We start from the raw sequence: 1,506 nt of genomic DNA, 5'->3' as shown, positions 1-1,506 counted from the left end.
GGGTGGCCTCACGCAGGTCAATTTTGCGCGGGTCGGTCAATCGGGTCATCGGGGACGGCTGTTCAGCGGTTTGCATTGGCTCTTTCCATGAAAAATCAACGGGGTGAAAACGGCGTCACCGCCCCTGAAAACGGTTGACCGTCAGGCCCGCATCCATCGGGCCTGCGATCATCTGCATTAATAACCACATGGCTTCAGTCAGGCGGGGATGGGATAAATCCCCGTCTTTTTCCAGCGTTTCCTTACCGCGTGCAGCTGGATAGCCAACTCTGCGGCACTTGTCGTCGTGTTGTTTGTCATTGGGTAACCTCTCATTAAGTCTGGGTTATGCCTTGCCCAGCAAAATGTCGCGGATTTTGCTTTCCATCTGGTGACTCATGCCCTCCTGCCCACGTAGCGCTTCACTGACGGCATTCGCCGCTTCCTCAGCATAGGCCTGGCGGATTTCCGCCTCGCGCTTGTGGCTCATCTCTGCCGTGCGCTCCAGGCGCTGGGCGGCCAGCATGGCTTCTTTCAGAAAATCAATATCAATCTCGTCGTTATCCTGACTGGCAAGCTGGTGCTTGCGTATGCCCTTGAACAGCAGGGAGCGCGCCATCTCCATAATCAGCCGCGAGGTTTCGCCGGTGGGTTTTTCGCCCAGTTCGGCGGTAAGGGCGCTGGTCTGCTCGCGCAGCTCGCGTAAATCCCGCGCCACGCGCTCGTTTTCACTCGCCAGCCGGTTCAGGGCGCTACGCGAGAGTTTCTGCTCAGGCGGTAACCCGGCCGCCTCAATCAGGCGGTTTACCTCGTCCAGAATTTGCAGCTGGGTGATGCGCTTTTCCCGCAGCAGCGTAAAAAGACGTTTACGGATATCTTCCGGCAGCACATTGACCTTGCCGGGACGGCCTCGGGTGGCTTTTTCCATCCCTTCCCCCTTAGCGCCGACGCGGCTTCTTCACGCCCGGCACGGTCGCGCGACCCTCGGCGACCTCCTGCCCGCGCCCGCTCAGATGGGCCACCAGATAGCCGCCGGGCAAGGTGTCAAGCCGCAACAGGTCCTGCTCCGCCAGCCAGGCCAGCAACACGCGTACGCGGTCGCGCGAGACCTTATGACCGTAGGCGTCGAGGCAGTCCTGCAACACCGATTCATTTAATTCGCCGTGATAATCATTCAGTGAACGCACTATCACCAGGCGCTGGTCTTGCGTCAAAATATCGTCAATCATCCGTCACTCCGGTAAAGGGCTTTTTCCACCAGTAACTCAAGCTGATGCGTCACCGCCTGCAAGCTGGCGCGGGTTTCTTTCAAATCGCCGCGCAGCTCGGTGATTTCCACTTTCAGGGCATGCACCGTCTGCGCCGACGGCGTGGCCCCCAGGCGGGTTTCTACCGTTAGCAGACGGGCGTTAAGGTGCTCGACCTGCTCGCGTCCGGCAAAGGAGCGGCGCATCAGCCACATAAACAGCGCACCTGCGGTAATACCGCCAGCCGGGCCGGGGCAATCCTGTGGCGACAGTCCTCGCA

At 59.7% G+C, this 1,506-nt stretch carries 3 protein-coding genes; all 3 read right to left on the bottom strand.

What is annotated here, in order from left to right; all coding sequences use genetic code 11:
- Positions 1-325: 325 nt before the first annotated feature.
- Entirely contained in the window at positions 326-907 is a 582-nt protein-coding gene (locus tag ACMX3H_RS20170; protein WP_415211961.1) for a DUF3486 family protein, read from the bottom strand.
- Between the two features lie 10 nt (positions 908-917).
- Positions 918-1,208, bottom strand: coding sequence for an ArsR family transcriptional regulator (locus ACMX3H_RS20165; protein ID WP_415211960.1), 291 nt, complete (start codon positions 1,206-1,208; stop codon positions 918-920).
- Positions 1,205-1,506, bottom strand: a 302-nt coding sequence (locus ACMX3H_RS20160) for a DUF2730 family protein (protein WP_415211959.1), incomplete at its 5' end; no start/stop codon positions are given. The genes ACMX3H_RS20165 and ACMX3H_RS20160, both read right to left, overlap by 4 nt.

Origin of the sequence: Sodalis sp. (in: enterobacteria) (assembly GCF_047607725.1) — a bacterium.
In the GTDB taxonomy this organism is placed as follows: domain Bacteria; phylum Pseudomonadota; class Gammaproteobacteria; order Enterobacterales; family Enterobacteriaceae; genus JBLKSS01.
The sequence above is the reverse complement of the archived record's forward strand: the minus strand, read 5'-3'. Positions and strand labels throughout refer to the sequence as shown.